This is a genomic window from Kineococcus siccus (genome assembly GCF_009906795.1).
GTDB classification, from domain to species: Bacteria; Actinomycetota; Actinomycetes; order Actinomycetales; family Kineococcaceae; genus Kineococcus; species Kineococcus siccus.
In genome coordinates this window covers 1-3,956 of record NZ_JAAALN010000296.1, presented here as the reverse complement: position 1 = coordinate 3,956, position 3,956 = coordinate 1, and the positions used below count along the sequence as shown (strand labels likewise).

Annotated in this window: 2 protein-coding genes and 2 tRNA genes; 1 reads left to right on the top strand and 3 read right to left on the bottom strand. The window is 77.6% G+C overall.

What is annotated here, in order from left to right; translation table 11 throughout:
* Positions 1–86: 86 nt before the first annotated feature.
* The 3 genes from GTR02_RS20355 to GTR02_RS20345 all read right to left on the bottom strand — a co-directional run bounded on the left by GTR02_RS20355 (position 87) and on the right by GTR02_RS20345 (position 1,356).
* Positions 87–875: an SDR family NAD(P)-dependent oxidoreductase gene (locus GTR02_RS20355; protein WP_166609301.1), complete on the bottom strand. Its 789-nt coding sequence runs from the start codon at positions 873–875 to the stop codon at positions 87–89.
* Positions 876–1,012: 137 nt separating this feature from the next.
* Positions 1,013–1,085 (bottom strand) — tRNA-Arg (locus tag GTR02_RS20350).
* Positions 1,086–1,267: 182 nt separating this feature from the next.
* Positions 1,268–1,356, bottom strand: a tRNA-Ser gene (locus GTR02_RS20345).
* 84 nt (positions 1,357–1,440) lie between these two features.
* On the opposite strand from GTR02_RS20345, the gene GTR02_RS20340 reads away from it, so the two are divergent.
* Positions 1,441–3,426 (top strand): penicillin-binding transpeptidase domain-containing protein, encoded by a 1,986-nt coding sequence (locus GTR02_RS20340; RefSeq protein ID WP_166609300.1) that lies wholly within the window; start codon positions 1,441–1,443, stop codon positions 3,424–3,426.
* Positions 3,427–3,956: the final 530 nt, after the last annotated feature.

The window sequence follows — 3,956 nt, the reverse complement described above, 5'->3', positions numbered from 1 at the left end:
GCCGGGAACCACCTGCGGCGCAGCGCTTGCCGCGTCCCCGCGGCCCTCGGTGGGCCGGCCCCGCGGGGCCGGCCCACCCGTGGTCCTCAGGCGCGGAGCATCCGCCCGGCGATCGCGAGCGCCACGCGGCGGGGGACGAACCGCGCGGCGGAGGCCGTCAGGAGGTTCGCCGCCCCCGACACCGTGCTCGCCGGGGTGCTGCGCCGCTCCAGCGCCCGCAGCGCGGCCGCGACCACCTGTTCGGCCGTCTGGAACCGCCCCCCGCCCGAGGCGGCCGGTCCGGCGACGTCGAAGAACTCCGTGCTGGTGGGGCCCGGCGCGAGGCTCAGGACCTTCACGCCCGACCCGCGCAGCTCGAAGGCGAGCGCCTCGGTGAAGTGCAGGACGAACGCCTTCGTCGCTCCGTACACGGCCATGCCGGGAGTCGGCTGGTAGGCCGCGATGCTCGCGAGGTTCACGACGGCGCCGCGGCCCGCGTCGACCATCGGCGGGACGAACGCCCGGGTGAGGTCGACGAGGGAGGAAACGTTGAGGGTGATCTCCTCCTCGACGCGTTCCGGCTCGGAACGCAGGAAGGGCACGTGCGTGCCGAAGCCCGCGTTGTTCACGAGCAGGTGCACGCTGATCCCGGCCGCGTCGAGCCGGGCCCGCAGGGCGCGGCCGGCGTCGGGCCGGGCCAGGTCGAAGGGCACGACCGTCACGGTCACGCCGTGCTCGGAGCGCAGGGTGGCGGCCAGTTCCTCGAGGCGGTCGGCGCGTCGGGCGACGAGGACGAGGTCGGCGCCGCGGGCGGCGAAGCGGCGGGCGAACTCGGCGCCCAGACCCGAACTCGCCCCGGTGACGAGGGCGGTGGCGGAGCGGATGTCGAACGGCATGGTGGTCCTCCTTCGGCGGAGGTCCGAACAGTAGGCCAGCCCACACGGGGCCCGCCCCGGCGGCGGAGGGCGCCGGAGACGACGAAGCCGCCCTCGGTGGGGCGGCTCGGTCGCGCTGGGTCTGACGGTCCTGAGAGTGCGCCCGAAGGGATTCGAACCCCTAACCTTCTGATCCGTAGTCAGATGCTCTATCCGTTGAGCTACGGGCGCAGGCACCACGCTGGGCGTGACGACCGGGATCGAGTGTAGCTGGCTCTCCGGCTCATCACCAATCGGTTGCGGCAGTAGCCCCCAGCGGCCCCCGTCGGCCCTGCGCGCCATGGCCCCGGACGCAGCCCCCGGACGCGCGCAGAGCCCCGTCCGGTGTGCGTGGACGGGGCTCTGCGGCCCTGCGGAGGTGGCGGGATTTGAACCCGCGAGGGGGTTTGAGCCCCCAACCCGCTTAGCAGGCGGGCGCCATAGGCCACTAGGCGACACCTCCGCGGGAAAGGCTAGCAGCCGGTCACGGCGGATCGCGGTGCTCGGTTCCGCGGTCCACCGGCGGCCGTCTGCGAGCATCGGCGGGATGACCGCTCCCGCTGCCCCTCCCCCCTCCGAGGCCCAGGAGCCCCCGCGCCGGCCCGGCCGGCGCACGGTCGTGGTGGCGGGCTCGGTGGCCGCGGCCGCCGTCGTCGCGGGCGGTGCGGTCGCGCTCACCCGCGGTGGTCGCGACGACGCGGGCGAGGCCCGGAACGCGGCCGACGCCCTCGCGGCGGCCTGGTCCGCGGGGAGGTGGGCGGACGCGCCCCTGGCCGGGGCGCCCGCAGACCCCGCTGCCGAGTACGCCCGGCTGGCCGGGGGTCTCGCGAGCCCGCCGCCCCGGGTCGGCGTCGTCTCCGCCGACACGGCGCGCGCCGGCGACGGCACCGCGTCGGCGGAGCTCGAGGTGACCTTCGACCTGGCCGGTCACGGCGCGCAGGCCGGCAGCACCTTCGCCTACCGGACGACCGCGGCCCTGCGCCGCGAGGGCGAGGGGGACGCGGCGGCCTGGCGGGCCGTCTGGGCCCCCGCCCTGGTGCACCCCGCCCTCGCGCAGGGCGCGACGCTCGTGCTGGAGCGCACGCAGCCCCCGCGGGCGGACGTCCTGGGCCGCGACGGGCTGCCCGTCGTGACCGAGACCGACGTGGTGGACGTCGGCGTGCAGCCCTCGCGCACGCCCGACGCGGCGGCGACGTCCGCGGCCCTGGCGGGTCTGCTCGGCGTGGACGCGGCGGGGCTGACCGGGCGCGTGCAGCAGGCGTCCCCGGACGCCTTCGTCGAGGTGATCACGCTGCGCCGCACCGACTACGACGCGCAACGCGATGCGCTGCAGGCCGTCCCGGGCGCCGTGTTCCGCACCTCCACGCTGCCCCTGGCGCCCACCCGGGCCTTCGCGCGGGCCCTGCTGGGCGGCGTCGGGCAGGTGACGGCGGAGGTCGTCGAGGCGTCCGGGGGTCGTTACGCCGCGGGCGACCTGGCGGGGCTCTCCGGCCTGCAGGCCCGCTACGACGAGCGGCTCGCGGGGCGGGTCGGCGTCGTGGTGCGGGCCGCGGGCGGCACGACCGCGCTGTCCCAGGAGCTCGCCACGGTGCCGGCCGTCCCGGGCGAGACGGTGCGGGTCAGCCTGGAGAACGCCGTGCAGCAGGCGGCCGACGAGGCCCTCGCCGGGGTCGCGTCGCCATCCGCGCTCGTCGCCGTGGACACCGCGACGGGTGAGGTGCTCGCCGTCGCCAACGGGCCGGCCACGGGGGGCGACCGCGCGCTGACGGGGCGCTTCCCGCCCGGGTCCACCTTCAAGGTGGTGACCACGCTGGCGCTGCTGGGCGGGGGCTTCGACCCGGGGTCGACCGTGGCCTGCACCCCGACGTACACCGTGGACGGGCGGTCCTTCCGCAACTTCGAGGGGGAGGCCTTCGGCGACGTCCCCTTCCGGCAGGACTTCGCCCTGTCCTGCAACACGGCCTTCGCGAGCCTCAGCCCGCGCCTGGGCGACGACGAGCTGCGCACCGCGGCCGCCCAGCTGGGGCTGGGGGTCCCGTGGGCCGCCGGCGTCGACGCGTTCGCGGGCGACGTGCCCGTCACCGAGTCGGACGTGGACCGCGCCGCCGCGAGCTTCGGGCAGGGCCGCACCCTCGTCAGCCCGCTGGGCATGGCCGTCGTGGCCGCCTCCGTCGCGGCCGGGGCCCTGCGCCGCCCGGCCGTCGTGCTGGACCCCGCGCCGGCCCCGGCGGCCGGACCCGGGGTGGAGGCCGCGCGCCCCGAGGACCTCGCCACGGTCGCGGGGCTCATGCGCGAGGTCGTCACGGCCGGGACGGCGACCGTGCTGGCGGACACCCCGGGCGCGCCCGTGCACGCCAAGACCGGCACGGCCGAGCACGGCACGGGCGACCCGCTGCCCACGCACGCCTGGGTGATCGGCTGGCAGGGCACGACGGCCTTCGCGGTGTTCGTCACCGACGGGGCCAGCGGCGGGACCGTGGCCGCCCCCGTCGCGCGCGACTTCCTCGCGCGCACCGCCGCCGCGACCGGCTGACGCGGGCCCCTCCGGCCGCCGCTGCGCCGCCCGGCGGAGGGCGTCGAGGGCCCTGCGGACGCCCCGCTCGACACCCTGTCGGGAGCAGGTGCCGGAAACTTCCGGAAAAGGCCGGACCACACGGCGCGAGGAATTGCCAGGGAGGCGGTTCAGGGGTGAGGATGCAGGAGTACGCCCTGTGGGCTACATGCGGGCCCGGCTCATCCCCCCCGAGCCGGACCGTCGACGGCCCCCGCTCCCCCCCAGCGGGGGCCGTCTCCACATCTCCCGTGAGCACCCCGGTGACGTCCTCCCCGCCCGGCGCCGCCGGGTCCACAGCGCCGCCCACGACCGCTGCGTCCACAGCCGCTCCCGGCTGAGGCGGGACGGTCCGACCCCCGGCACGACAGTGAGCCTCCGCCACCTCAGGAGGACACCGTGCCGACCGTCCGATCCCCCCGCTCCCGCGGTCCCGCCCGCCCCGACGCGCCCCCGGGCGCCGGGGCGGGCGGGACCGCGGGAGCGGGGGGATCGGACGGTCGGCACGGTGT

Bases quoted from the DNA above. Each gene is read 5' to 3' on its own strand.
- GTR02_RS20355 (WP_166609301.1), bottom strand. From the start codon at position 875: ATGCCGTTCGACATCCGCTCCGCCACCGCCCTCGTCACCGGGGCGAGT.
- GTR02_RS20340 (WP_166609300.1), top strand. From the start codon at position 1,441: ATGACCGCTCCCGCTGCCCCTCCCCCCTCCGAGGCCCAGGAGCCCCCG.